Raw genomic sequence first — 25,397 nt, 5'->3', positions numbered from 1 at the left:
GATGAACGAGCCGCTGGCCCGCTTTATTGGCCTCTATCAGCAATTGGACAAACAGCAGTTGCACCGCTTGCCCGAGGTCTATGCCGAACAGGTGCTATTTACCGATCCGGCCCACCGTATCGAGGGGCTGGCGGCCCTTGGCGACTATTTTGCCGCTCTCTATCAGCGCCTCGCCTACTGTCGCTTCGTCATCACCAGTCAGCAGCAGCAGGGGCCGCAGGCCTGGCTCGGCTGGACCATGACCTTCTCTCACCCCAGATTGCGTGGTGGTGAGCCGGTGACGGTGGAGGGGGCCACCCGCCTCGAATTTGACGAGGCGGGCAAGGTGTGCCAGCACAGGGACTATTTTGACCTGGGCGCCATGCTCTACGAGCAGTTGCCGCTGCTCGGGCCCGTGGTGCGCACTATCAAGATGAGGCTTGGCGCATGAGCGGCCGGGTGCTTATTACAGGCGCGACCTCCGGCATAGGTCGTCAACTGGCGCTCGATTACCGGCGGGCAGGCTGGCAGGTGTGGGGTTGTGGCCGCGATGGCGAACGGCTGCAGGCGCTGGGGCTGGATGGCGTCACGCCGCTGCAGTTTGATGCCCGGGATCTGGCCGCAATGAGCGGGGTGGCTGCTACGCTGCCATCCCTTGATCTGCTAATCCTCAACGCAGGCAACTGCGAGTACATGGATGTGGCGGAGGGGTTTGACAGCGAGCTGTTTGCCCGTGTCATCGACACCAATCTGACCGCTACCGGCCATGCTTTGGCCGCCTTCTTGCCGTTGCTCGGGGCTGGGTCACGGCTGGCCATCGTCAGCTCGTCGGTGAGCTGGCTGCCGCTGCCGCGAGCCGAGGCCTATGGCGCCTCCAAGGCGGCCCTCGACTATCTGGCGGATACCTTGCGCCTCGATTTGGCCAGCAAAGGGATTGGGGTGACCCTGATCCGCCCCGGCTTTGTCCAGACGCCGCTCACCGCCAAAAATGATTTTCCCATGCCCTGTCTGGTGACGGTGGAGCAGGCCTCCCGCGCCATCATGGACGGGCTGACCGCCGGTCGTCACCAGATCCACTTTCCCCGCCGTTTCATCTGGTTGCTGCGCCTGCTTGGTGCGCTGCCGGTGGGGCTCTGGCTGCGCCTTGGCCGCACACTCGTATCGAAAGGAAGCCATTCATGAAGAAAAAGATCGCCATCGTCGGTTCAGGGATCTCGGGGCTCACCGCCGGTTTTCTGCTCCACAAACTCCATGACATAACCCTGTTCGAGGCTGCGCCGACCCTGGGCGGCCATACTGCGACCGTCGATGTGAATCAGGCTGGCCGCAGCTATGCCATCGACACCGGCTTTATCGTCTTCAACGATCGTACCTACCCCAACTTCTTGAAGTTGCTGGCGCAGATCGGCATGGCGCGGCAACCTGCCGAGATGAGCTTCTCGGTAAAGAGCCCGGAGGGGCTGGAGTATAACGGCCACAATCTAGATACCCTGTTTGCCCAGCGCAGCAATCTGCTGAGCCCTCGTTTCTACAGTTTTGTCGCCGAGATCCTGCGATTCAACCGGGAGGCGCGGGCCTGGCTGGCGGATAGGCAACATCAGGGGGCTGGCCCCGAGCTGACCCTGGGGGATTTTTTGCTGGCGGGGGAGTTTAGCGACTACTTCGCCCGCCACTACATCTTGCCGATGGGGGCGGCAATCTGGTCATCGACCCTGGCCGATATGCGCGCCTTCCCCCTTGGCTTCTTCCTGCGCTTTTTTGCCAACCACGGCCTGCTGGATGTGGCCAATCGCCCCCAGTGGTACGTGATCCCGGGTGGCTCGCGGGAATATATCGGCCCCCTTACCGCGGGTTGGCAGTCGCAGATCCGCCTCGCCTGTCCGGTGCAGAGCGTGCGGCGGGACGCGGATGGCGTGGTGATCCTGAGCAGTTACGGCGAGGAGAGGTTTGACGAGGTGATCCTCGCCTGCCACAGCGATCAGGCGCTGGCGCTGCTGGCGGATCCCGGCGAGCGGGAGCAGGCCATCCTCGGCGACATGCCCTATCAGGCCAACGATGTCTGGCTCCATACCGATGCGCGCTGCCTGCCCACCCGCCGCAAGGCATGGGCCAGCTGGAACTATCAGCTAGATGGCAATGACGAGGCGCGGCCGCTGGTGAGCTACAACATGAACATCCTGCAGGGGGTGAACTCGCCGGAGCCCTTCTGCGTCAGCCTCAACCCCAGGGGCAAAGTGGATGAGAGCAAGGTGCTGCGCCGCTTCGTCTATCACCATCCGGTGTTCAATCAGGCCTCTATTGCCGCCCAGCAGCGGCGCGCGGAGATCTGCGGCCAGCAGTACACCCATTTCTGTGGCGCCTACTGGTACAACGGCTTCCATGAGGATGGGGTGCGCAGCGCGCTGGATGTCGCCAGGCGCTTCGGGGCCGAGCTATGAACGGCGCCACCGTGGCCACCGAACATGAGCGTGCCGACGAACTGGCTGGCGTCACCAGCGCCATCTGGCAGGGCTCGGTGCGCCACCGCCGTTTTGCGCCGCGGGCCCACGCCTTCTCCTACAGCCTCTTTATGCTGGGACTGGATCTCGACGAGTTGCCGCAGCTCGATCAGGGGCGCTGGTTCGGGGTGGAGCGGGCAGGGCTGCTTTCGTTTCACCGCCATGACTATCTCAAGGGGAGTGAGGGAAGCCTCAAGCAGGCGGTGTGGCAGAAGGTGAGCGAGCTGGGTGGCGATGCCGAGCCCGAGGGGCGGGTGCTGCTGCTCGGCAATGTGCGCTGTCTGGGGTTCTACTTCAGCCCGGTCAACTTCTACTTCTGCTACCGGCAGGGCGAGGCGCGCTATCTGCTGGCAGAGGTGTCGAACACCCCCTGGAACGAGCGTCACTACTACCTGCTGGATCTGGCGGCGCTGGCACCCCATGACAAGGATTTTCACGTCTCTCCCTTTATGGGGCTGGCGATGCGTTATCACTGGCGGATCAGGCCGCCCGCGCAGGAGACTCTGATCCATATCGAGAGTCATCCCGTATCCGGTGAAGCCAAGCTGTTTGACGCAACCCTGGCGCTCACTCGCGAACCCTTGTCACGCAAGGGGCTGGTGGCCCTGCTGGCTCGCTGGCCCTGGATGACCATGAAGGTGCTGCTCGGGATCTACTGGCAGGCACTGCGTCTATTTATCAAACGAACCCCGATTTTTACCCATCCGGAGAGCCGCTAATGGAACTTGCTCAATCAACCCTCTCTGCCTCTTTCATCGACAAGGGGGCAAGACAACTGCTGCTCAATCTGCTGGGTCGCCTCGAACATGGCCAACTGCTGCTGCGGGATGGCGGTGAGCGCCACAGCTTTGGCGTCGCGGGCACCGATCTGCATGCCGAACTGGTGGTGCAGGATCCTGCCTTCTATCGTCGCCTGTTGCTGGGGGGCAGCATTGCCGCTGGGGAAACCTGGGTGGAGGGGCTCTGGACCAGCCCGGATCCGGTGGCGCTGGTGCGGCTGCTGGCCCGTAATCTGACCCTGCTCGACTCCCTCGAACGGCGCCTCGGCTGGCTCAGCTTCCCCTTCAACAAGGTGCGCCACTGGCTCAACCGCAATACCCTGACCGGTTCGCGCTCCAACATTGCCGCCCACTACGATCTCGGCAATACCCTCTATCAGGGGTTTCTCGACAGCCATATGCAGTACTCGAGCGCCATCTATCCGAGCGCCGAGGCCACTTTGGAAGAGGGGCAGCAGGCCAAGCTGCGCACCATCTGCGAGCGGCTCGAGTTAGGGCCTGACGATCATCTGCTGGAGATCGGCACCGGCTGGGGCGGCCTTGCTGTCTATGCCGCCCGCCACTATGGCTGCCGGGTGACGACCACAACCATCTCCCGGGCCCAGCATGATTATGCCAAGGAGTGGATTGCGTGGGAGGGGCTGGGGGATCGCATCACCTTGCTGCTGGAGGATTACCGCAAGCTGGAGGGCACCTATGACAAGCTGGTCTCCATTGAGATGATCGAGGCGGTAGGCCACGCCTTCCTGCCCGACTATTTCCGCCAGTTGTCACGGCTGCTCAAGCCCGGTGGTCGCCTGCTCATCCAGGCCATCACCATCGCCGATCAGCGCCATGCCCAGTATCTGCGCGGAGTCGATTTTATCCAGCGCTACATCTTCCCCGGTGGCTGCCTGCCGAGCGTCTCCCAGATGGCGGGTTTGCTGGCGCGGGAGACCGACATGCAGCTGGTGCGGTTGCACGATCACGGCCATCACTATGCCCGCACCCTGGCTCACTGGTGCGAGCGGTTTCTGGCGTTGGCGCCCGAGCTGCCCAAGCTCGGTTACAGCCAGGATTTCATCCGGTTGTGGCACTTCTACTTTGCCTATTGCGAGGGGGGATTCTGGGAGCGCACCATCAGTCTGGTGCAGCTGGAGGCCGCCAAGCCGGGGCCCGCTGGCTGGTCGGGTGATGTGCCAGTAAGCGGTCACTGACCATGTGGCAGTGGGCTCACCTGCTGGGGTTCAACCTCTACTGGTTGCTGGCGGTGAAGTGGCAGCAGCCGGGCCCGCTGCTGGCAATGTTGCTGCTGCACTTTCTCTTCTCACCCAGCCGCCAGCGTGACTGGCGGCTGCTCCCCATTGCGGTTGCCGGCTGTCTGCTGGATGTGCTGCTCTGGCAGCTCGGCCTGTTCCGGTTCCCGTCCGGTTTTCCCCTCTGGCTGGTGCTGCTCTGGCTCGGTTTTGCCCTGACGCTGGCCCATGGTATGCGCTGGCTGCTGCGCTTGCCTCGTTGGCAGCAGGCGCTGTTTGGCGTATTTGGCGGTGCTTCCTCCTATGTGGCGGGGGCTGCCATGGGGGCAGTAAACTTACCCTGGGGCATCTGGATCAGCACGGCGCTGCTGGCAGTGATCTGGATGTGGTGGTTACCCGTACTCCTGTGGGTAATGGTCAAGCTGGAGGGTGAGTCATGACAAACACCTTTTCGACCGACTCGTTGCTTTTTTCCAAATGGACTAAAGAGAGCCAGCATGAGCTGACAGATCGTTTCTATCTGGTGGTTGCCTGCCAGCGGGATGCGCAAGGTCGGCTGGTGCAGGTGGTGATGCAGGATATCAACACCCTGCAGGAACAGGAGATGGACTGGCATGAACTGGAAGACCCCAACCACTGGCATATGGGGTGGAATTAACCCGCTACTGCTGGCGTTTACGCTCTTGGCTGCAACCGCGGTGCATGCTTCTGCCGCCCCCTGGCAGCAGCTGCGCCCGGTCGGGCAGGGGGAGATGAACTGGCTCTGGTTCAAGCTCTACGATGCCACCCTCTACAGTGAAAGCGGGCGCTATCAGCCCGGTCACTATCCGCAGGCCCTGACCCTCACCTATGCCAGAGCCATCGAGCGGGAAGATCTGCTGAGCGCCACTGCCGCCGAGTGGCAGCGACTCGGTCTTGGCTCCAACGCCGAACGTCAGCGCTGGCTCGGCCAGCTCGCTGCACTCTGGCCCGATGTGCAGGCAGGCGACAAGCTCACCTTCTATGTCGACAAGGGCGGGGCAGGCCACTTCTGGTGGCAGGAGAAGTCCCTCGGGACTCTGGCCGATCCGCAATTCTCGGCCGCTTTTCTCGCCATCTGGCTGGCTGACAACAGCCGCGATCCCGCCCTTACCCGCCGCCTGCGTGGCCAACCCTGAACATGGAGTCTCTGATGTCTTTCTATCGTGCATACCGCTGGTTGCTGTTGCTCCCCTTTTTGCTGCTGAGTGGCTGTGGTGCCAGTCTCGATGACTATCGGGGGCAGGGGCCAAACTGGGATCTTGCCCGTTTCTTCAACGGCAAATTGGTGGCTCACGGCCTGGTGACCGACCGCAGCGGCGAAGTGACCAGTCGCTTTCGGGTCGAGATGGTGGGTCGTTGGAAGGATGGCAAGGGAGAGCTGTTCGAGCAGTTCTACTTTGATGATGGCCGCCAACAGACCCGTACCTGGTATCTGAGCAAGGGGGTTGACGGTCACTGGCGAGGTACTGCTTCCGATGTGGTGGGGGAGGCGGTAGGTAAAAGCCAAGGGTTTGCCCTCAACTGGCGTTATCTGCTCGATCTGGCGCTGCCGGATGGCGAGGTGGTGCGGGTTAGCTTCGATGACTGGATGTACCTGCTGGACGAAGAGCGTCTGATCAATCGTGCCGAGATCAGCAAGTTCGGTATCCATCTTGGCGAAGTGATCCTCTATATCGAACGTCAGCCCTGACCGTTAACGCAAGATAACGCCCAGTAAAAAGCGCGCCGATGGCGCGCTTTTGTTTACCGAAAAACCAGAGTCATCAGATGATGCGGTTCTCTTCCAGCATCTTGCGACGGGCCTCTTCCTTGGCCATCTTCTTCTTGCGGTTGTCGCAGGGTTCCGGGCAATCGCACTCTTTCTCGATGCCGACACTACCCAGACCGCCACAGGAGCCGGAGATGGTCTTCTTCTGGAAGATGTAACCGATAGCCATGGCGGCTATCACCAGCATGAATACCCCGAAGGTGATCAGAAAAATCTGCATCTCTACCTCTTACTTCTTGACCAGATAGGGCTTGAAGGCATCGGAGTAAGCCTCTTCAAAGCCATTGTCCGTCTTGGTGATCACGAAGATCGCCAGGCCGCGCTCGTTGGCATAGGCCAGGCTTTTCTCGGTCCCCATCACCATAAACACGGTAGCCAACCCGTCTGCGGTCATGCAGGAGGGGTGGATCACGGTGACCGACACCAGACGGTGCTGGATCGGCTTGCCGCTGCGCGGATCTATGGTGTGGGAGAAGCGCTGACCATCCAGTTCATAGTAGTTGCGGTAATCGCCGGAGGTAGCCACCCCGTTATCACCGGGCACGATCACCTCTTGCACCGTGCCGGTGCCTGCGGTGGGCTTCTCGATGGCCACGCGCCAGGGGTGACCCTTGCCGTTGACGCCATTGATCCGCAGCTCGCCGCCAATCTCCACCAGATAGTTGCGCGCACCCAGTGACTCCAGATACTCGGCTACCTTGTCCACACCAAAGCCCTTGGCGATGGCGGAGAGATCAACGTAGAGATCCGGAATGTCTTTTTGCAGGGTATCGGCATCCACCGAGGTGATGACGTGCAGGTTGCCCAGACCGGTCTTCTGGCGAGTCTGGGTGATCAGCTCATCGGAGGGGACCTTGGTCGGTTTCTTGTCCGGGCCAAAGCCCCACAGATTGACCAAGGGGCCAACGGTGACGTCCAGCGCCCCCTGACTCTCACGGCCAATGTGAATGGCCTCTGTGACGACCCGTGCGGTATCACGGGAGACCACTACCGGTTTGTTGTCACGGCTCTGGTTGAAGCGCGACAGTTCGGAATCGGGGCGATAGGTCGACATCTGGTCGTTGACCCGCTCCAGCAAGACATCGACCTCAGCTTGAAGCTTGGCCGGATCGCTGATGGCGCTGTCCGCCACCTTGATGGAGTAGTAAGTGCCCATGGTGCTGCCGGTGATGTGGATCTCCGGTTTGGATTGGACCGTCTCCTGACCGCACCCAGTCAAGAAAAAGGCTAGCCCGAAGGCTAGCCAGGTCTTTACAACACTGTGCATGGATTAACCACCAAAGTCATCCAACAGGATGTTTTCGTCTTCAACGCCCAAGTCTTTGAGCATGTTGATGACGGCAGCGTTCATCACCGGAGGTCCACACATGTAGAACTCGCAATCTTCCGGGGCTTCGTGGTTCTTGAGATAGTTCTCGTAGAGCACGTTGTGGATGAAGCCGGTGTAGCCGTCCCAGTTGTCTTCCGGTTGCGGATCAGACAGGGCGACGTTCCAAGTGAAGTTCTCGTTCTCGGCGGCGAGCATGTCAAAGTCTTCGACATAGAACATTTCGCGCTTGGAGCGGGCACCGTACCAGAAGCTCATCTTGCGCTTGGACTTCAGGCGACGCAGCTGGTCGAAGATATGGGAACGCATCGGCGCCATACCTGCACCACCGCCGATGAATACCATTTCGGCATCGGTGTCTTTGGCGAAGAACTCACCGAACGGACCGGAGATAGTCACCTTGTCGCCAGCCTTGAGGCTGAAGATGTAGGAGGACATCTGTCCCGGAGGGGCAGTCCAGTTGCTGGGCGGCGGGGTCGCGATACGCACGTTCAGCATGATGATGCCGAACTCTTCCGGATAGTTGGCCATGGAGTAGGCACGGATGATTGGCTCATCGACCTTGGACTCCAGCTCAAAGATCTTGAAGCGATCCCAGTCACCGCGATACTCCTCGGGAATATCGAAGTTCTTGTAGTGCACGTGGTGAGCCGGGGCTTCAATCTGGATATAACCGCCGGCGCGGAACGGCACGCTCTCGCCATCGGGGATCTGCAGCTTGAGCTCCTTGATGAAGGTGGCCTTGTTATCGTTGGAGATAACAGTACATTCCCACTTCTTCACCCCGAAGATCTCTTCCGGCAGTTCGATATCCATGTCGGAGCGAACGGTAACCTGACAGGCCAGACGCTCGCCATGACGGGCTTCGCCCTTGCTGATGTGATCCAGTTCGGTCGGCAGAATGTCGCCGCCACCGGATTTCACCCGTACCTTGCACTGGCCGCAGGAGCCACCGCCGCCACAGGCGGAGGAGACGAAGATACCGCTGCCAGCCAGCACGCCGAGCAGCTTGCCACCGGCCGGGCTGGTCACAGCCTTGGCCGGGTCACCATTGATGCTGATTGTCACGTCGCCCGCGGTCACCAGCTTGGACTTGGCGAACAGAATGACTGCCACCAGTGCCAGCAGGATCACGGTAAACATGACCACACCCAAAATAATTTCCATCTATCGTTCCTTTCTGATTGCAGGAAAGCCGATTACAGGGAGATACCAGAGAAGGACATGAAGCCCAGCGCCATCAGACCGGCGGTGATGAAGGTGATGCCCAGACCGCGCAGGCCTTCCGGAACATCGGAGTACTTCATCTTCTCGCGGATACCAGCCAGCGCAACGATCGCCAGCATCCAGCCTGCCCCTGAACCCACACCGTAGACCACAGACTCCATGAAGTTGTAGTCACGCTGCACCATGAAGGAGACGCCACCGAAGATGGCGCAGTTCACGGTGATGAGCGGCAGGAAGATACCCAGCGCGTTGTAGAGTGCCGGGAAGTACTTGTCCAGCGCCATCTCCAGGATCTGTACCAGTGCTGCAATCACACCGATGAAGGTGATGAAGCTCAGGAAGCTCAGATCCAGACCGGATACCAGAGCGCCATCTTTAAGCACGTAGTTGTAGATCAGGTTGTTGGCAGGAACCGCGATGGTCTGCACCACAATAACGGCAATACCCAGACCCATGGAGGTCTTTACCTTCTTGGACACCGCCAGGAAGGTACACATCCCCAGGAAGAAGGAGAGTGCCAGGTTTTCGATGAAGATCGATTTAATCAACAGACTCAGATAGTGTTCCATACCTTAATCCTTCGCCTCCACCTGCTTGGGATCCTTGGTGCGCACGCCCCAAATGATCAGACCAATGATGAAGAATGCACTCGGCGGCAGCAGCAGCAGGCCGTTGGGCACATACCAGCCACCGTTGTTCACCAGCGGCAGCAGCTCGATGCCAAACCAGGTGCCGGAGCCCAGCAGTTCACGCACGGTCGCGACACTCAGCAGAATGGCACCATAGCCCAGACCGTTGCCGATACCATCCAGGAAGGAGGGCAGCGGGGCACTCTTCATGGCGTACGCTTCGGCGCGGCCCATTACGATACAGTTGGTGATGATCAGACCCACGAAGACCGACAGTTGCTTGGAGATGTCATAGGCATACGCCTTGAGCACCTGGTCAACCACGATAACCAGTGAGGCGATGATCGCCATCTGTACGATGATCCGGACGCTGTTCGGGATCTGGTTGCGGATCAGGGAGATAAACAGGTTTGAGAAGGCGGTGACCGCCATGACCGCGAGGGTCATTACAAACGCAGTTTTCATCTGGCTGGTAACCGCCAGTGCAGAACAGACACCGAGCACCTGCAAGGCGATGGGGTTGTTGCCCAGCACAGGCGTCAACAGCAACTTCTTCATTTCGCTCTTGTCAGCCATTGTTGATTTCTCCTGCACGAACCTTGGCCAGGAAAGGACCGAAGCCCTTGGGACCCATCCAGAAGTCGAAGGTATGCTGTACGCCGTTACCGGTCAGAGTGGCACCGGAGAGACCATCGATCTCGTGCTCGGAGCCCGCCGGAGCATGGCCCTTGATGACGCGCAGCGCCGGCATGCCATTTTGGTCGAACAGTTTCTTGTCCTTGAACAGCGCCTGCCAGGCCGGGTTTTCGATCTCGCCACCCAGACCCGGGGTTTCACCGTGGTCGTAGTAGGTGATGCCCTTGATAGTCTGGCCATCAGCAGCAACGGCGACGAAGGCATACATGGTCGACCACAGACCCTGACCGTAGATGGGCAGGATGATGCTGTCGATCTTGCCTTCGGCATCCTTGGCGAAGAATACCGGGATCTGCTTGGAGATCTGACGCAGGCTGGCCTTGTCGTCAGCGGCGGCAAGACGGATGCTGCGGGCCGGATCTTTGGCTGCCTGCTTGGTGTCGAAGTTGTCGGCATCGCCATCAACAAAGTCACCGGTCGCCAGATCCACCAGACGGGCTTCGATCTTCTCGCCGTACAGTTTGGCCAGGTCGCGCTTGGCCACTTCGCTTACATCCACACCGGCTACGGCGAGAATGTTGCTCTGCTTGTCCAGCGCTTTGTTTTCCTGCTGGGTAGAACGCAGGCCCACAGCGGCAACGGATACCACGATGGAACAGGCCAGACAGAGGCCGGTGACCACGCTGACGGTGCCGAGGGTTGAATCTTTATTAAACGCCACGAGCAATCCTCCGCTTGATGTTTGCCTGAGCGACGAAGTGGTCAAACAGGGGAGCAAACAGGTTCGCAAACAGAATGGCCAGCATCATGCCTTCCGGGAACGCAGGGTTGACCACGCGAACCAGCACGACCATTACGCCGATCAGGGCGCCATACCACCACTTGCCTTTGTTGGTAAAGGCTGCAGAGACAGGGTCGGTCGCCATGAAGGCCATACCGAAGGCAAAGCCACCCAGTACCAGATGCCAGTGCCACGGCATGTTGAACATGGGGTTGGTATCGGAACCGATGACGTTGAACAGCAGGGAGGTGGCGATCATACCGATCATCACGCCGGCGATGATGCGCCAGGAGGCGATGCGCATGTAGACGATCATGGCTGCACCCAGCAGGATCATCAGGGTAGAGACTTCACCGATGGAACCCGGCAGGTTACCCAGGAAAGCGTCCATCCAGCTGATAGCCTGGCCGGTTGCACCGTTGATCAGCGCCATCTGGCCGCCTTGGGCCCACTGGCTCAGGGCAGTCGCGCCGGAGAAGCCGTCAACGGCAACCCACACGGCGTCACCGGAGATCTGGCCCGGGTAGGCGAAGAACAGGAACGCACGACCAGCCAGCGCCGGGTTCAGGAAGTTCTTGCCGGTACCACCGAACACCTCTTTGGCCATCACCACACCGAAGGTGATACCCAGCGCAGCTTGCCACAGTGGCAGCTCGGGCGGCACGATCAGGGCAAACAGAATTGAGGTTACGAAGAAGCCTTCGTTGATCTCGTGTTTGCGCACCATGGCGAACAGCACTTCCCAGAAACCACCGACAAAGAAGACGGTGATGTAGATCGGGAAGAAGTGGGTGGCGCCAATCAGCATCTTGCTGCCGATACCGGCTACAGCCGGATCGAGGGAGGCGCCCAGCATGGTAGCCAGGGCATATTGCCAGCTGCTGGCACCAGCAGCCGAGCCCATGTGGGCAATGGCGGCAATCGCCTGGTTACCAACGTTGTACATGCCCCAGAACATGGCCGGGAACACGGCCAGCCACACCATGATCATCATGCGCTTCAGATCGAGCGCATCACGAACGTGGGAGGCGTTGCGGGTAACGCTACCCGGGGTGTAGAACAGGGTGTACGCCGCTTCGAACAGGGCATAGTACTTGGCGTACTTTCCACCCGGTTCGAAGTGGTGTTCCATATTTTCAAGAAGTTGCTTGAAACTCATCGCTTAACCTTCCAGTTCAATCTTGGTCAGGCACTCACGCAAGATCGGGCCGTACTCTGTCTTGCCGGGGCAGACAAAGGTACAGAGCGCCAAATCTTCCTCATCCAGCTCCAGGCAGCCCAGTGCTTGCGCACCGTCGGTATCGCCGGAGACCATGTCCCGCAGCAGCAGGGTCGGCAGGATGTCGAGTGGCATCACCCGCTCATAGTTGCCGATAGGCACCATGGAACGGTCACTACCGTTGGTAGTGGTGGTGAAGTTGATCAGCTTGCCCTTCATCAGATGAGAGAGGGTGGTACGGGTGATAGAGAACTTGTTGGCACTGGGGTTGATCCAGCCCAGGAACTCTTTCTCGCGACCTTCACCCAGCACGCAAACCTGATTGTGGTAGCGGCCCAGGTAGTCGTGAACACCTTCGGCTTTGGCACCACTCAGGATAGAACCGGAGATGATACGGTTTTCGTCGGCACGCAGCTCATTGTTGGTGAGCTGGCTGATGCAGGCGCCCAGACGGGTACGTAGCAGACGCGGCTTGAGCACGTTCGGGCCAGCCAGGGCGATCACCTTGTCAGTGAAGATCTGACCTGTGGTGAACAGCTTGCCGAATGCAATCACATCCTGATAGTTGATGTGCCACTGCACCTTGGTGCTGCTAACCGGATCCAGGAAGTGGATATGGGTACCCGGCAGACCGGCAGGGTGCGGACCAACGAAGATCTCTTCCTTGACCTGAGCCAGCGGAGAGTGGGGCAGACTGCCTTCGCCTTTACAGACGTAGACGGCGCCATCGGTCAGGCGGGTCAATACGGCCAGACCATCGAGGAAGGCCTGCGGCTGTTCCTTGATAATCAGCTCGGCATCGGCAGCCAGCGGGTTGGTGTCCATTGCAGTCACAAAGATGGCGCGCGGGGCAGACGCTACCGCGGGGACTTTGCTGAACGGACGGGTGCGCAACGCAGTCCACTGACCTGATGCGACCAGGATCTCTTGCACCTTGCTGCGCTCGAGCTTGGCCAGCTCGGCAGAGGCAAAATGCTCAAACGTCACCTGTTCATCGGAACCGTCGAGGTCGATGACCACTGACTGGAGAACACGTTTGGCACCACGGTTGATCTCTGAAACCACACCGGTGGCAGGAGCTGTGAATTTAACGCCCGGATTCTTCTTGTCTTCAAAAAGATCCTGACCTTTGATGACGCGATCACCTACTTTGACGAACATAGTAGGTCGCATCCCCACAAACTCCTCGCCCAGTGTCGCAACACGGGTGATGGCGGGGCCATCGTAGATTACTTGCTCTGGCGCACCCAGCACGGGGATGTCCAGTCCTCTTTTGATTGTAATCATACTTACTTGCACTACCGTTACGGGAGAGGTTGGTTAGCGCCGAGAAATACATCACGACGGGTGGTTGAATGAGTCGATGTTGTGGTTGTGCCAGGTGGGCAGGCTCAACAATTATTCAACATGCAGGCTCACTCAAAAGCGCTTGAGTTTACCACTTAAGGTGCATTTTCTGCCATGCCAAATGGGCAAAATCCCCGTGCCATCACAAAATTAACCTGCAATGAATAAGCCCCTGACACCTTGTAAGTAGTGGTTTTAAAGGTTTTTTTATTTCGATACCTCGATGGGGGTATTTGCCGTTGCCTCCACTATCAACAAAAAGCCTTGATGCCGAAATATACCCCCTTGGATGTAGCCTTTTCGGGGCCAATGGGGGAAATTTGTTTAATTTTTGTTGGCAGGTTCTCGAGGGGAAATCCTGTGGTACAACCGGTTTCAGGAGAGTGACGGTTTGCCAACGCAGCTCGGGGTGCGCGGGGCATGGCCTTTTTCCTGCCACTCGGTCTCGGTGTAGGTATGCAGTGCCAGTGCATGAACGGCACCGGCCAGCTCGTCGGCCAGCACCGAATTGACCTGACGATGGCGTGCCAGCAGCCGCTGCCCTGCAAATTGCTCGCTGACGATCACCACCTTGAAGTGGCTCTCCGAGCCCGGTTCAACCCGATGCATGTGGCTTTCGTTGATCACTTCCAGCACGGTGGGGGAGAGGGCGGCGGTCAGCTTGGCTTCAATCAGTTGTTGCATGGTCATCTGTGTTGTTTCCGAAACGTGAATGTCGGGCCATTCTATCGGCAGTTGCGGGGCTGAATAACCCCCTTGCGAGGGAAATCATCCATCAGCAGCGCGCTCTGACGCGCTTGCAACTGGTGAAATTCCTGCTCCTCGCTAGAATAGCGCCACTTTGCGTCGTCCCTGGCGCCTGTTATCCGAATCAAGCCGAGGTTGGACTCATCCTATGCAAACCCTTCTCGAGACGCCCCATTGCCAGCTCACGCTCTACCGTTATCCGCGCCAGAGTCAGGAGACTCTGCAAGCCTGGGATGCGGCTGACGAATATCTGATCAACACCCTGGCGGAGTCTCCCCTCGAGCAGGCGGGCCCCGTCATCATCATGAATGACGGTTTTGGCGCGCTGGCCGCCTATCTGCATCCGCACTCCCCCTGCTGCGTCACCGACTCCTACATCAGTGAGCGGGCGACCCTGGACAATCTGGCCGAAAACGGACTGGATGCAGGCGGGATCCGCTTGCAGGATGCGCTGGCGCCGCTGCCCGATGCCCCTGCGCTGGTAGTGATCAAGGTCTCCAAATATCAGGCTCTATTGGAGCAGCAACTGCTGGCATTGCGTGCGGTGGTGACACCGGCAACCCGCGTTATCGCTGCCGGCAAGGCGAAGGATATTCATACTTCCACCCTCAAGTTGTTTGAGAAGTATCTGGGGCCTACCCGTACCTCGCTGGCCTGGAAAAAGGCGCGCCTTATTCACTGCGAGCCGCAGGCCGGACAACCCGCGCTGGCCAACCCCTTCCCGACTGTCTGGCCGCTGGAGGGGAGTGGCATGCTAATCCACAACCATGCCAATGTCTTCTCGCGCACCAGTCTCGATATTGGTGCCCGCTTTATGCTGGATAACCTGCCCATCCACAGTGCCCGCAAGGTGATCGATCTGGGCTGTGGCAACGGGGTGCTGGGTCTGTCGCTGCTCGCCAAAGACAGCGAGGTGGAGGTGACCTTTATCGATGAATCCTATATGGCGGTTGCCTCGGCACAGCTCAACGTCGAGCACAATCTGCCCGATGCACTGCCGCGCGCCCGCTTTATGGTCAATAACTGTCTCGACGGGGTGGAGATCGGCTCGGCGGATCGGATCCTCTGCAACCCTCCTTTCCATCAGCTGCAGGCGATCACCGATCATATCGCCTGGCAGATGTTCAGCGATGCGCACCGGGTGTTGCCTCAAGGGGGTGAACTCTGGATAGTAGGCAACCGTCATCTGGACTATCACAACAAACTCAAGCGCTTGTTTGCCAACGCACAAGTCGTTGCGTCGAACAGCAAATTCGTTATTTTGAAAGCCATCAAACGCTAAAGCCAAAGGAAACCATGATGAAAAAGTCACTCTTGCTGCTGGCCGCCCTGATGCTGGGCGGGTGTGCCACCCATTGGCCGGAGACAGCGCTGCTCAATCCGCAGGTGATCCCCGCCAACCAGCAATACTACTCTGGCAATCGCATCACCATGGAAGGGGTGGACAAGCGTGAGGCTGCCTACGTCTTCTCCATCAAACATAAAGAGAAAGCGCCCGTGTTGGTCAACAGCGAGCGTCCGCTCAACCTGCTGATGGCCGAGCGGCTGGCCGAAGGGCTGCGCAGCCAGGGTCTGGAAGTGGGCAACAGTGGCACTACCAACCTGACGCTGGTGATCTCCAACGCCGCAGTCAATGTGGAAGAGAAGACCTTTACCTATGTCACCAAATCCCGCGTCAGCCTGCAGGTGATCGCCGATTTCCAGGGCAACCGTCTGACCAAGCAGTTCAACATGTCCTCCAGCAAGGAGAGCCCGAGCGAGCCAAGCATGGCCGACCTGGAGTCTACACTGAACCTGCAACTGGGTAGCGTGCTGCAGCAGATCATGGCGGATGATGCGCTGCGCGGTTACCTGAAAGGTCAACCGAATGGTGCAGGGGTCTGATGATGAAAAAACTCTGGTTGCTGGCCATGCTGATCGCCCCGCTGGCGTTCGCAGGCCCGAAAGTCAGAATGGAGACCAACCACGGCAATATCGTGGTGGAGCTGGCGTCCAAGCAGGCGCCCCAGACGGTGAAGAACTTCCTGCGCTACGTGGCTGATGGCAGCTATGACGGCAGCATCTTCCACCGGGTGATCCAGGATTTCGTGGTACAGGGTGGGGGCTACAACCAGCAGTTCCAGCAACTGCCGACTTATGAGCCTGTGGTCAACGAGTCGCGCGGCGGTCTGCCCAACAAGCGTGGCTCCATCGCTATGGCCCGTACTCAGGCAGTTGACAGCGCTACTCGCCAGTTCTACTTCAATCTGGTCGACAACAATAACCTCAACGCCGGTGGTTCTGCGGGTTATACCGTGTTCGGTCAGGTGGTTCAGGGGATGGAGGTGCTGGACAAACTGGCTCAGGTACAGACCGGTTACAGCCCCATTTTGCGCGCCAACGATGTGCCGACCAGTCCCATCATTCTGAAGAAGGTGGTCTTGCTGGCAGAAACTCCGGCAGACAAGAAAGTCGACAAAAAAGCGGGCAAGTAACTCTCGCCGGACGCGGCTCGTCACCTCGCCCTCGTCAGGCCACAATACAAAGCTCATCCCGTTCGGGATGGGCCTTTTCTCTATCCGGGCTTCTTTTGCCTATCTCTTTGCTCGCCTTGGCTATCTGCCATCAACCTGCCAAAATGACGCACTTTTCCAAAGTCGTCAGGTAGTTGAACATGATCCGCAAACCAAGCTGGAGAGAGTCCCTCGCCGTCTATCTCGAATTTCGGGTGTTTATTCTCTTTGCCATGGGTTTTTCATCGGGTCTGCCGTTGCTACTGGTGTTCGGTACCCTCTCATTCTGGTTGCGCGAGGCCGATGTCAGCCTGACCGATATCGGCTATATGAGCTGGGTGGCGCTCGCTTATGGCTTTAAATGGTTGTGGTCGCCGCTGGTGGATCGCATGCCGCTGCCGTTGCTCTCCGCGCTGCTGGGGCGTCGTCGTAGCTGGATGTTCTTCTCCCAGTTGCTGATTGCCGCCGCGCTGGTCGGCATGGCGTTCTGCGATCCCAAGACCGAGCTGGCCCAGCTGGCGATGTTTGCCCTGCTGGTGGCCTTTGCCTCGGCGACTCAGGATATCGTTATCGACGCCTATCGCATCGAATCTGCCCCCGAGCGGCTACAGGCGGCGATGGCTGCCTCCTACATGACTGGCTACCGAATGGCGATGATCATGGCGGGCGCCGGTGCGCTGGCGCTGGCAGCCTGGTTTGGCAGCAACAGTGGCTATGACTATCGTGGCTGGCAGATTACCTATCTGGTGATGGCGGGTCTGATGTCACTCGGGGTCATCACCACGCTGTTTTGCCATGAGCCGGATATCGATCTGGCCGAGCAGGGTAAACAACAGGCCGAACGCAAGGCGCAGCTCCTGGAAAAAGGGTGGCCTGCGCTGCTGGCGAGTGCCGGGGCCTGGGCCTATGAGGCGGTCTGGTGTCCGTTCGCCGACTTCTTTCGTCGCTATGGCAGCTCGGCGCTGCTGATCCTGGCTCTGATCGCCTGCTATCGGGTTGCCGATGTGGTGATGGGGGTGATGTCCAACAGCTTCTATGTGGATATGCAGTTCAGCAAGACTGAGGTTGCCACTATTACCAAGGTGTTTGGCGTCATCATGACGCTGGTGGGGGCGGCACTGGGGGGCGTGCTGGTGATGCGCTTCGGCACGCTGCGCATCCTGTTCTTGGGGGCGCTGCTCACCGCCAGCACCAACCTGCTGTTTGCCCTGCTCAATCAGGTTGGTCACAACCTGGAACTGCTGACGCTGATCATTTCCCTCGACAACCTCAGTGCCGGTATCGCTACCGCAGCCTTCGTGACCTATCTCTCCAGCCTGACCAATGTGGCATTTTCGGCCACTCAGTACGCCCTGTTCAGCTCGGTAATGTTGCTGCTACCCAAGTTGCTGGCCGGTTTTTCCGGGCAGGTTGTGGAGCAGATTGGCTACAGCGCCTTCTTTGTCGGAACCAGTTTATTGGGCTTGCCCGTGTTGTTGTTGATTGTGCTTGTCGCCAGAAAAGGGAGTGAGTTGCTCTCAACGGCTGACAAATAGCAAGCGTTTGCGTAGAATCGGGGGTGATTAGATTCACACTTCCGGATAAAGTTCCCGAGAAGTTGTTTCACCCCCAATTTTATTTGATTAGAATCCCTCTCGCTCCTTGTGGGCAGGCTACGGAAAACCTCAACTAACGCACAAGAGACCAATAAAATGGCCAAATTTACCAAGACTCTGATCGCTGCCGGTCTGCTGGCTGCTGCCGCTACCCCGGCCTTCGCTGCTGACTACAGCGGTGATATCCACAAGAATGACTACAAGTGGATGCAGTTCAATATCATGCACACCATCGATCAGAAGCCCCATGGTCCGGATGGTTACAACGATACTTATTTCGAGATGGAGTTTGGTGGTCGTTCAGGCATTTTTGACCTGTATGGTTACGTCGATTACTTCGATATTTTTGACTCCAAGCACAGCGACAAGCACAAGCAAGAAAACCTCTTCATGAAGTTTGCTCCGCGTGTATCTCTGGATGCATTGACTGGCCAAGACCTCTCTTTTGGTCCGGTGCAAGAAGTTTACGTTGCCACCCTGTTTAACATCGGTGGTGTACAAGGCCTGAATGATGCATTTGTAGGTCTGGGTGCTGACGTTATGGTGCCGTGGTTTGGCAAAGTTGGTATGAACCTGTACAAGCGTCATGCTAACGAAACCTTCAGTGGTCAAGGCGAAGGCTGGAACGGCCAACAGTTCTCCATGAACTGGTTCAAACCTTTCTATACCTTCTCCAATGGCAGCTTCGTCTCTTACCAAGGTTATCTGGATTACACCTGGGGCATGAAAGAAACCAGTCATTCTGATGGTCTGGGAACCTTCCACGGTATCTACTGGCATTCCGACCGTTATGCCGTTGGCTACGGTCTGAAGTACTTCAACGAAATCTACGGTATCGACAACTCTGACGCGTTCAAGTCTACCGGTTTCGGCCACTACTTCTCTGTTACCTACAAGTTCTAATAAAACTTGGGGTACAAAAAACCGGAGCATCTGCTCCGGTTTTTTTATGGCCGCGATTTAGATAGCGTGGCGCGAGTCATCAAGTGCGCCACGGCTGAGTGGATAAATCAGTCGCGGAAGTTCTGGAACTGCATCGGTTGACCCAGTTCGGCGCCACGGACCAGTGCCATGGTCTCTTGCAGATCGTCACGCTTCTTGCCGGTGACACGTACTTCATCACCCTGGATGGCGACCTGTACCTTGATCTTGGAGTCCTTGATCAGCTTGACCAGCTTCTTGGCGATCTCTTTCTCGATCCCCTGTTTGAACTTGACGGTCAGGTGGAAGCGTTTGCCGGAGTGAACGGAGTCACCCACTTCCATGGAGCTGTTTTCGATGTTGCGCTTGAGCAGGGCACCGCGCAGGATTTCGACCATCTGCTTGAGCTGGAAATCGGCATCGGCTTCCAGCTTTACCTCTTCCTTGTTCAACTCGAAGCTGGCTTCTACCCCACGAAAATCGAAACGGGTGGCCAGTTCACGATTGGCGTTGTCGACTGCGTTCAACACCTCGTTCATTTTGACTTCAGAGACAATATCGAATGACGGCATAGCCGGAGCTCCTCATGTTGCGTTATCGGGGGGCAAATCTACCAGAAAACGGGCAAATTTGCTGATTTTGATGGGGTTGCTCTGCTAGAATCCCCTGCGCACAGGACGGGTGGACCCGTTAGTGTCCACCAGCGACATCTTCACTTATCCCCGGTAACAGGTTGAGAGGATTGCAACCCTTACCCTGACAGAGTCACACCATGCCAAGCGGATTAAAAAATTCCCGACAGCCCGTTATTCCACCCGTTACTCCGAAGTGGTCACTGTTGGGTTGTGGCGCCCTCGGCGGCGTTTTTGCCTCCCTGCTGACCCAGAGTGGTCAATCCACCCGTGTCTTGTTGCGCGAACATCATAAGTCCACGCTCCATCCTGGGATCGATTTCACCTCGCTGGAGGGGCATGTCCAGCTGCTCAATATCGAGCGCGGATTTGTCAGCAAACCCGGCAAGATCCAGCGTCTGCTGGTGATGACCAAGGCCAGTCAGGTGATTGCCGCACTGATGCCGCTGGTGGGTAAGCTGGATGCCGGCGTGCCGATCGTGCTGCTGCACAACGGGATGGGCATTGCCGAGCAGGTGGTCGAGATGTTCCCGCACAATCCGGTGATTGCCGGTGTCACCAGTCATGGTGCCATGCAGTGCGGCCATTTTGTCTTCCGTCATACTGGCAAGGGGGAAACCTGGCTTGGCCCGATCAACGATGCCGCCAAGGCCCATGCCGCGCTCGCGGACGAGCTGGCGCTGGCACTGGGGCAGGCTGGCTGGGATGAGCAGGTATTGGCGCGCCAGTGGCAAAAGCTGGCCATCAACTGTGCCATCAATCCCCTGACGGCCCTCTACAAGCTGAAAAATGGCGAGCTGGCTGGCCCCCGTTTTGCCGATGCCCTGCAGCAGATCTGCGTGGAGGTGGCGGATGTGATGTGCGCCGAAGGAGTTGCAACAACGGCAGAGGAGTTGCAGCGTCGGGTGATGACAGTGGTGGAACTGACCGCTGACAATTACTCCTCCATGCATCAGGATATGGAGCTGGGACGCGAGACCGAGATTGAGGCCATCACCGGCTTCCTGCTGGTCAAGGCTACCCGGCATGGCATTGCCGTACCGGTCAATCAGGGTCTCTATCAGGCGATTAAAGAGAAGAGTCAGGCCGTCTGATCTTTTACATGGCAGAGCAAGCTGCAAGGAGGCGAACGTGAGTGTACTGGTGCTGGTGGCCCCCGGGTCGGAAGAGATCGAGACGGTTGCGATTGTCGATACCCTGGTGCGCGCCAGCATCGAGGTGGTGCAGGCCTCTTGCTGCCCTGCCGGGTCTCGGCAGGTGAAGGCATCGCGTGGGGTACAGCTGGTGGCCGATTGTCATATCGACGAGCTGACACGTCGGGATTTTGAAGCCATCGTGGTACCCGGCGGTTTGCCCGGCAGCGAAGTGATCCGCGATACCCCACTGGCCATCGATCTGCTCAAAGAGCAGGCCGCTCTTGGTCGCTGGCGTGCTGCCATCTGCGCCGCCCCTGTGGTGGTGTTGCAACATCACGCTCTGCTGGGGGATGCCATCGTCACCTGTCATCCCGGCTTTCAGTCCCGACTACCGACATCGCAGCTGTCACATGAGCGGGTAGTCAGGGATGAGGCTCATCACCTTATCACCAGTCAGGGGCCGGGCAGTGCCATTGAGTTTGCCCTTGAACTGGTTCGGGTGCTGCGCGGGGATGAGGTGGCGGCCACTGTCGCTGGCCCTATGGTGCTGCCTTGAGCGCACTCTGCTGCAGAATCAAGCTGGCCATGCATTTAAAACGGGCCCCGGTCATCTTGATCGGGGCCCGCTTGTTATCTGCCGTTGTCGGTCACGCCATCTTGTCCGGCTCAGTAGTCGTACTGTGAGCACTGTTTTTTGTTGTACTCAGTTTTCCAGCGTGACAACTCTTGCTCTGTGCCGAGCTTGTCCCCTTTCTTGATGGCCTGTTCCAGTATCTCAATCCGGTCGTACAGCCAGCGGCACTCTGCCGTTGGGTTGTTCTTGCCGATGCCGGTCAACGGCAGCAAACAGAGTCCCAGCCAAAGATATTTCATCCCGAACGCTCCTTGTCATTGTGGTAGTAAAGGTCTCCTTGGAGTCTACTATTTTAGCCGCAACGAGAGAGATAGAGCTGCGGTTATCCTTGGGGTAAGATGGTTCCATGTCTGTTTATTTATACAGTGGTATGCGCAAGATCATCCATATCGACATGGACTGCTTTTTTGCCGCGGTGGAGATGCGGGACAATCCGGCGTTGCGGGAGGTGCCGCTTGCCATCGGTGGGTCCTCCGAGCGGCGCGGTGTCATCTCGACCTGCAACTATGTGGCGCGCCGGTTCGGTGTGCGCTCCGCCATGCCGAGCGCACTGGCGAAAAAACTCTGCCCGCCGTTGGTACTGATCCCGGGGCGAATGGCGGTGTACAAGGATATCTCCCGTCAGCTCAGGGCCATTTTCCTGCGCTATACCGATCAGGTTGAACCACTGTCGCTGGACGAGGCTTACCTCGATGTGACCCACAGTCGCTGTTGTGGCGGTAGCGCCACCCTGATGGCACAAGAGATCCGGCAAGCCATTGTTACCGAACTGGGATTGACCGCTTCGGCCGGAGTGGCCCCCAACAAGTTTCTCGCCAAGCTCGCCTCGGAGCAGCGCAAGCCTGATGGTCTGTTTGTCATTCGTCCCGATGAAGTGGCCGAATTTGTCTGCCAGTTGCCCCTCGGCAAACTGCCCGGGGTGGGGCGCAAGACTGCCGAGCGGCTGGAGGCGCAGGGGCTTTACACCTGTGAGGATGCGCGGGCCTTGTCGGCACAAGAGCTGTGCAGCCGTTTTGGCAAGCTGGGGGAGATGCTGACGACCCGGATCTGGGGGCTGGATGAACAGCCGGTGCAGGCGCACCGGATCCGCAAAACCATCGGGGTGGAGACCACCCTGGCGAACGATGTTTGTGACGAAGCCGCTTGCCTGACGGTATTGCAGCAACTGTTGCCGGAGCTGGAGCGGCGATTTCAGCTGGCGTGTCCTGCCGAGCAGGTGATGGGGCAGGGGATTAAACTCAAGTTTGCCGACTTCCACCAGACCACCGTCTATCGCAGTCAGGGTGGCTATCAGCCAGCCCTGTTCGTTCCTCTACTCAAAGAGGGGCTACAGCGGGCGCAAGGGCGTTCGGTTCGTCTGCTGGGCTTGGTGGTGGGTTTGCCAAAAGAGGGTGAAGTTAATCAACTCTCGCTGGATTTGCTGTGAGAGAGTTAAGTTTTTGTTTATAAAGTCGATAATCTATCCATATCTATATGACGTAGGAATATTGGCATGAGCGCTCTTTCTGTCCAGGGTCGGATTACCCTGATCGCCGGTTGCTGTCTGTTGGTGACAGCCGCCGCTCTGGTTGCCTCCTCGATTTACAACGCGAACAAGATGCAACAGCAGGTGCGGCAAGCCACCATGCACGAGGCGCAGCAGTCTGCCGAGAACTGGATGAAGGCGATGGGGTCGGAGCAGGCGGCCAAGGTGACCAGCTATCTCGACGAAGCCTATTTCCGCGCCAGTTTGCTGGCGGAGAGCGTGTTGTTCCAGCGCAAGAATGCGGCTGAGAACTTTGTCCATTCGGAGGCGCTGCGCAGCGCCGTCAATCAGCAACTGCACGATGCCGTTGCCTCATCGACCAATCTGCTTGGTGTCTATGCGGTGTTCGAGCCTGACCAGCTGGATGGGGAAGACAGCAACTATCAGGGCTCAACGGCGCTAGGTTCCAACGACAAGGGGCGTTTTTCCAGTTACTGGGCCTACGACAACGGCAAGATTGAGCCGGAAGTGCAGAATGAGGATGTACTGGCCGATGAGAGCCCGACCGAGGCTGGTGGAATCGAAAACGAGTGGTATCGCTGCAGTATTCGCACCCGTGCCCTCTGCCTGCTGGAGCCCTATCTGGACGATGTGGGCGATAAACAGATATTGATGACCTCGGTGACGGTCCCGCTGCTGGAGCAGGAGACCCTGTTGGGGATGGTCGGGGTCGATATCTCGCTGGCCACTTTGCAGAGTCTGGTCAGTGCCATGGACAAGGAGCTCTATGACGGCAAGGGCAGAATCTTGCTGGTCAGTCACGAGGGGCGTGTGGCGGGAGCCGATGAGTTCGATGTGACCATGGGGCGCGGGCTGGATCAGAAGTATCAGGGGCTGGCCAGCGAGCTGAAAAGCTGGCTCAGTCAGGGTCAGGAGCTGACTCGCTGGAGCAGCGATGGCGCCCTGTTGCAGACCTTTGTCCCGGTATCCATGCGTGGCACCGACCGTAAATGGGGCATCTACATTGAATTGCCACGGGCCGTAGTGCTGGCCTCGGCCCAGCAACTGCAAGATGAGCTGGCCAGTGAGGCCAATCGCAGCGTGGTCTCGCAGCTGTCAATCGGGGTGCTGATCTCGCTGGTGGCCCTGAGTTTTATCTGGTTGATGGCGCGCCAGATTGTGGCGCCCATCCGCGCCGTTGTTGCCCGTCTCAAGGATATCGCCAGCGGCGAGGGGGATTTGACCCAGCGTATCGAGATCCAGCGGCAAGACGAGATCGGCGAGCTGGCCAAGTGGTTCAACAGCTTCCTCAACAAGTTGCAATCCACCATCAGTCAGGTGATTGATACCGTCTCCGGTACGCGCAACAGTGCCGAGCGAGCCGCGCAAGTGGCCGAGCGCACCAGCAGTGGCATGCAGGCCCAGTATCAGGAGATCGATCTGGTGGCGACGGCATTTGAGGAGCTGAGCGCCACGGCGTTGCAGGTCTCCGGTAATGCCGGCTCGGCGGTGGCGGCTGCCAACACCACTGACGCTGCAGCGCAAGAGGGCAAATATGTCGTTGCCGACACCCAGGAGGCGATGCGCAAGCTGATGACCATCATCAACGATGCTCAGCCGGTGGTGGAGCGGCTCTCGGCTAACAGCGACAACATTAATGACATTCTTATCGTGATCCAGGGGATTGCCGAGCAGACCAACTTGCTGGCGCTGAATGCGGCTATTGAAGCGGCGCGGGCCGGTGAGCAGGGCCGTGGCTTTGCCGTGGTGGCTGATGAGGTGCGCAATCTGGCGGGTCGCACCCAGAATGCCATCGTCGAGATACAGACCCTGATCAGCCAACTGCAATCCGGTACCGGCGCCGTGGTCAAGGCGATCCGCGATGGTCATGGTCAGGCTGACGAGACGCTCGCCAAGGTGGATCTCTCGGTGCAGGTGCTGGAGCAGATTATCCAGTCGGTCTCCACCATCCATCAGATGAACGAGCAGATTGCCCGGGCGGCACAGGAGCAGAGCCGGGTGGCGGACGAGATCAACCGCAACGTCAGCAACATTCGCGATGTGAGCCACACCATACGGGCCGAGGCGGCGACCTCCGCCGAAAATGGTCGCGAGCTCTCTGCGCTGGCTGACAAACAGCAGCAGCTGGTGGGGCAGTTCAAGGTATAGAAGAGATGAAAAAAGGCGCCATCCAGCTGGAGGCGCCAAACACATTCAGATGACAGACTGGGTCAAACCGGTGAGATTTGAGCCCCTCTTCCCGCAGAGGAAGAAACACAACACCACAATCGCAGTCGAAAGACTCACTAAAAACACATGTAAACCAACA

General features: G+C 58.4%; 29 protein-coding genes. 18 read left to right on the top strand and 11 right to left on the bottom strand.

The genetic code is table 11. From position 1 onward, the window contains the following. Position 1 precedes the first annotated feature (1 nt). The 9 genes from NOM06_RS01465 to NOM06_RS01425 are packed head-to-tail and all read left to right on the top strand — an operon-like array spanning position 2 to position 6,202. Positions 2-430, top strand: coding sequence for a nuclear transport factor 2 family protein (locus NOM06_RS01465; protein WP_255909351.1), 429 nt, complete (start codon positions 2-4; stop codon positions 428-430). Next, positions 427-1,161 carry an SDR family NAD(P)-dependent oxidoreductase gene (locus NOM06_RS01460; protein ID WP_255909349.1) on the top strand — a complete coding sequence of 245 codons (735 nt, stop codon included), beginning with the start codon at positions 427-429 and terminating at the stop codon, positions 1,159-1,161. The genes NOM06_RS01465 and NOM06_RS01460 overlap by 4 nt, the downstream gene beginning before the upstream one ends. Further along, the gene (locus tag NOM06_RS01455) at positions 1,158-2,417 is read left to right on the top strand and encodes an NAD(P)/FAD-dependent oxidoreductase (RefSeq protein WP_255909347.1); all 1,260 of its coding nucleotides are present in this window, start codon (positions 1,158-1,160) and stop codon (positions 2,415-2,417) included. The genes NOM06_RS01460 and NOM06_RS01455 overlap by 4 nt, the downstream gene beginning before the upstream one ends. After that, entirely contained in the window at positions 2,414-3,196 is a 783-nt protein-coding gene (locus NOM06_RS01450; RefSeq protein ID WP_255909345.1) for a DUF1365 domain-containing protein, read from the top strand. The genes NOM06_RS01455 and NOM06_RS01450 overlap by 4 nt, the downstream gene beginning before the upstream one ends. Then, positions 3,196-4,452: a cyclopropane-fatty-acyl-phospholipid synthase family protein gene (locus NOM06_RS01445; protein WP_255909343.1), complete on the top strand. Its 1,257-nt coding sequence runs from the start codon at positions 3,196-3,198 to the stop codon at positions 4,450-4,452. Before NOM06_RS01450 ends, NOM06_RS01445 begins: the two co-directional genes overlap by 1 nt. A gap of 2 nt (positions 4,453-4,454) precedes the next feature. Then, positions 4,455-4,931: a DUF2878 domain-containing protein gene (locus NOM06_RS01440; protein WP_021230328.1), complete on the top strand. Its 477-nt coding sequence runs from the start codon at positions 4,455-4,457 to the stop codon at positions 4,929-4,931. Further along, positions 4,928-5,149, top strand: coding sequence for a TIGR02450 family Trp-rich protein (locus NOM06_RS01435; protein WP_019445887.1), 222 nt, complete (start codon positions 4,928-4,930; stop codon positions 5,147-5,149). Before NOM06_RS01440 ends, NOM06_RS01435 begins: the two co-directional genes overlap by 4 nt. Then, positions 5,106-5,648, top strand: coding sequence for a chalcone isomerase family protein (locus tag NOM06_RS01430; protein ID WP_255909341.1), 543 nt, complete (start codon positions 5,106-5,108; stop codon positions 5,646-5,648). Before NOM06_RS01435 ends, NOM06_RS01430 begins: the two co-directional genes overlap by 44 nt. A 14-nt stretch (positions 5,649-5,662) precedes the next feature. Continuing rightward, entirely contained in the window at positions 5,663-6,202 is a 540-nt protein-coding gene (locus NOM06_RS01425; RefSeq protein WP_255909339.1) for a DUF3833 domain-containing protein, read from the top strand. A 73-nt stretch (positions 6,203-6,275) separates the two neighbouring features. On the opposite strand, the gene nqrM is transcribed toward NOM06_RS01425, so the two are convergent. From nqrM to NOM06_RS01380, 9 genes are all read right to left on the bottom strand, one after another. Then, the gene (gene nqrM, locus NOM06_RS01420; RefSeq protein WP_005338668.1) at positions 6,276-6,500 is read right to left on the bottom strand and encodes a (Na+)-NQR maturation NqrM; all 225 of its coding nucleotides are present in this window, start codon (positions 6,498-6,500) and stop codon (positions 6,276-6,278) included. Between the two features lie 9 nt (positions 6,501-6,509). Continuing rightward, on the bottom strand, positions 6,510-7,547 hold the full coding sequence (locus NOM06_RS01415) for an FAD:protein FMN transferase ApbE (protein WP_005338666.1): 1,038 nt from the start codon (positions 7,545-7,547) through the stop codon (positions 6,510-6,512). 3 nt (positions 7,548-7,550) lie between these two features. After that, on the bottom strand, positions 7,551-8,774 hold the full coding sequence (nqrF, locus tag NOM06_RS01410) for an NADH:ubiquinone reductase (Na(+)-transporting) subunit F (RefSeq protein WP_005338656.1): 1,224 nt from the start codon (positions 8,772-8,774) through the stop codon (positions 7,551-7,553). Between the two features lie 32 nt (positions 8,775-8,806). Further along, complete coding sequence (gene nqrE / locus NOM06_RS01405; RefSeq protein WP_005338645.1) at positions 8,807-9,403, bottom strand: NADH:ubiquinone reductase (Na(+)-transporting) subunit E; 597 nt, start codon at positions 9,401-9,403, stop codon at positions 8,807-8,809. A 3-nt stretch (positions 9,404-9,406) separates the two neighbouring features. Continuing rightward, positions 9,407-10,039, bottom strand: coding sequence for an NADH:ubiquinone reductase (Na(+)-transporting) subunit D (locus tag NOM06_RS01400; RefSeq protein ID WP_005338644.1), 633 nt, complete (start codon positions 10,037-10,039; stop codon positions 9,407-9,409). Beyond that, a complete protein-coding gene (locus NOM06_RS01395; RefSeq protein ID WP_005338643.1) occupies positions 10,032-10,820 on the bottom strand; it encodes a Na(+)-translocating NADH-quinone reductase subunit C in 789 nt (262 codons plus the stop codon). Before NOM06_RS01395 ends, NOM06_RS01400 begins: the two co-directional genes overlap by 8 nt. Beyond that, positions 10,810-12,039, bottom strand: coding sequence for an NADH:ubiquinone reductase (Na(+)-transporting) subunit B (locus tag NOM06_RS01390; RefSeq protein ID WP_005338642.1), 1,230 nt, complete (start codon positions 12,037-12,039; stop codon positions 10,810-10,812). Before NOM06_RS01390 ends, NOM06_RS01395 begins: the two co-directional genes overlap by 11 nt. Positions 12,040-12,042: 3 nt before the next feature. Further along, positions 12,043-13,386 carry a Na(+)-translocating NADH-quinone reductase subunit A gene (locus NOM06_RS01385; protein ID WP_005349684.1) on the bottom strand — a complete coding sequence of 448 codons (1,344 nt, stop codon included), beginning with the start codon at positions 13,384-13,386 and terminating at the stop codon, positions 12,043-12,045. 435 nt (positions 13,387-13,821) lie between these two features. Next, positions 13,822-14,136, bottom strand: coding sequence for a BolA family transcriptional regulator (locus NOM06_RS01380; protein ID WP_255909331.1), 315 nt, complete (start codon positions 14,134-14,136; stop codon positions 13,822-13,824). A 205-nt stretch (positions 14,137-14,341) separates the two neighbouring features. Between NOM06_RS01380 and NOM06_RS01375 the strand changes: the two genes are divergently transcribed. The 5 genes from NOM06_RS01375 to NOM06_RS01355 all read left to right on the top strand — a co-directional run bounded on the left by NOM06_RS01375 (position 14,342) and on the right by NOM06_RS01355 (position 19,183). Further along, the gene (locus tag NOM06_RS01375) at positions 14,342-15,475 is read left to right on the top strand and encodes a methyltransferase (protein WP_255909329.1); all 1,134 of its coding nucleotides are present in this window, start codon (positions 14,342-14,344) and stop codon (positions 15,473-15,475) included. A 17-nt stretch (positions 15,476-15,492) separates the two neighbouring features. Then, a complete protein-coding gene (locus NOM06_RS01370) occupies positions 15,493-16,077 on the top strand; it encodes a YajG family lipoprotein (protein ID WP_005349692.1) in 585 nt (194 codons plus the stop codon). Between the two features lie 2 nt (positions 16,078-16,079). Next, positions 16,080-16,667: a peptidylprolyl isomerase gene (locus tag NOM06_RS01365; RefSeq protein ID WP_042053243.1), complete on the top strand. Its 588-nt coding sequence runs from the start codon at positions 16,080-16,082 to the stop codon at positions 16,665-16,667. 173 nt (positions 16,668-16,840) lie between these two features. Further along, a complete protein-coding gene (locus NOM06_RS01360) occupies positions 16,841-18,220 on the top strand; it encodes an MFS transporter (RefSeq protein WP_255909327.1) in 1,380 nt (459 codons plus the stop codon). 156 nt (positions 18,221-18,376) lie between these two features. Then, entirely contained in the window at positions 18,377-19,183 is an 807-nt protein-coding gene (locus NOM06_RS01355; RefSeq protein WP_005349699.1) for an outer membrane protein OmpK, read from the top strand. A gap of 107 nt (positions 19,184-19,290) precedes the next feature. On the opposite strand, the gene NOM06_RS01350 is transcribed toward NOM06_RS01355, so the two are convergent. Next, a complete protein-coding gene (locus tag NOM06_RS01350) occupies positions 19,291-19,773 on the bottom strand; it encodes a YajQ family cyclic di-GMP-binding protein (protein ID WP_005338634.1) in 483 nt (160 codons plus the stop codon). 200 nt (positions 19,774-19,973) lie between these two features. Here NOM06_RS01350 and NOM06_RS01345 point away from each other — a divergent pair, with 200 nt between their 5' ends. Together NOM06_RS01345 and NOM06_RS01340 are read left to right on the top strand one after the other, a co-directional pair. Further along, a complete protein-coding gene (locus NOM06_RS01345) occupies positions 19,974-20,927 on the top strand; it encodes a ketopantoate reductase family protein (protein WP_255909325.1) in 954 nt (317 codons plus the stop codon). 37 nt (positions 20,928-20,964) lie between these two features. Continuing rightward, positions 20,965-21,525, top strand: coding sequence for a DJ-1 family glyoxalase III (locus NOM06_RS01340; RefSeq protein WP_255909323.1), 561 nt, complete (start codon positions 20,965-20,967; stop codon positions 21,523-21,525). A 110-nt stretch (positions 21,526-21,635) separates the two neighbouring features. Here the strand turns inward: NOM06_RS01340 and NOM06_RS01335 are convergent, their stop codons facing one another. Further along, positions 21,636-21,842, bottom strand: a complete 207-nt coding sequence (locus tag NOM06_RS01335; protein ID WP_040068504.1) for a hypothetical protein — start codon at positions 21,840-21,842, stop codon at positions 21,636-21,638. 131 nt (positions 21,843-21,973) lie between these two features. Between NOM06_RS01335 and dinB the strand changes: the two genes are divergently transcribed. Continuing rightward, positions 21,974-23,029 carry a DNA polymerase IV gene (gene dinB, locus NOM06_RS01330; protein ID WP_255909469.1) on the top strand — a complete coding sequence of 352 codons (1,056 nt, stop codon included), beginning with the start codon at positions 21,974-21,976 and terminating at the stop codon, positions 23,027-23,029. A gap of 66 nt (positions 23,030-23,095) precedes the next feature. Next, a complete protein-coding gene (locus NOM06_RS01325; protein WP_255909289.1) occupies positions 23,096-25,237 on the top strand; it encodes a methyl-accepting chemotaxis protein in 2,142 nt (713 codons plus the stop codon). Positions 25,238-25,397: the final 160 nt, after the last annotated feature.

The sequence above is a fragment of the Aeromonas sp. JL9 genome, from assembly GCF_024436075.1.
Taxonomy (GTDB): domain Bacteria; phylum Pseudomonadota; class Gammaproteobacteria; order Enterobacterales; family Aeromonadaceae; genus Aeromonas; species Aeromonas veronii.
The sequence above is the reverse complement of the archived record's forward strand: the minus strand, read 5'-3'. Positions and strand labels throughout refer to the sequence as shown.